A 532-nucleotide genomic window follows, 5' to 3' on the forward strand; every position below is an offset into this window, starting at 1 on the left:
TGTCACCTAACAGCGCATAGGGAGCCACATTCTCGTTCCTGGTGTTGTTCACAGGTCCCGAAAGCGTCAACAAGACACTGCCTACCGTGGCCGGGTTGGTATTTGCCCTTATATTCAATCCCTTGCCCTGGGTCGTGGTCAAATTAATCTGCTGGCCATTGGATAAATTAAACATGTCCACGTCCAAATCCGCATCTACCAAGGTGAAGCTCGCAACAGCATTCTGTGGTACATCTTCCACGGTTATGACCACCGTTTGCGTATCCTCCAAACCTCCAGAATCCATCACCGTAAGTACCGCAGTGTAATTTCCAGCGGCGGTATAGGTATGTGAGGGATTGGCTGTGGTAACAATCGCGGTACCATCACCAAAATCCCATGAATAACCAGAGACCCCGTTGTCATCCGTAGAGTTACTACCTGTAAAGTTTACAATCAAGGGGGCATTGCCATTTAAGGGTGTGGCACTGGCAACCGCATTGGGAGCCTGGTTGCCCCCACCCTGATCTACAATGGAAAAAGGAATTGTTAA

Annotated in this window: 1 protein-coding gene; it reads right to left on the reverse strand. The window is 49.2% G+C overall.

Annotation, left to right across the window (positions count from 1 at the left end; translation table 11 throughout):
* A partial coding sequence (locus MWU78_RS22220) for a PKD domain-containing protein (RefSeq protein WP_247002007.1) occupies window positions 1–532 on the reverse strand: 532 nt, incomplete at both ends.

The organism is Arenibacter sp. F26102, assembly GCF_023015865.1.
Taxonomy (GTDB): Bacteria; Bacteroidota; Bacteroidia; order Flavobacteriales; family Flavobacteriaceae; genus Arenibacter.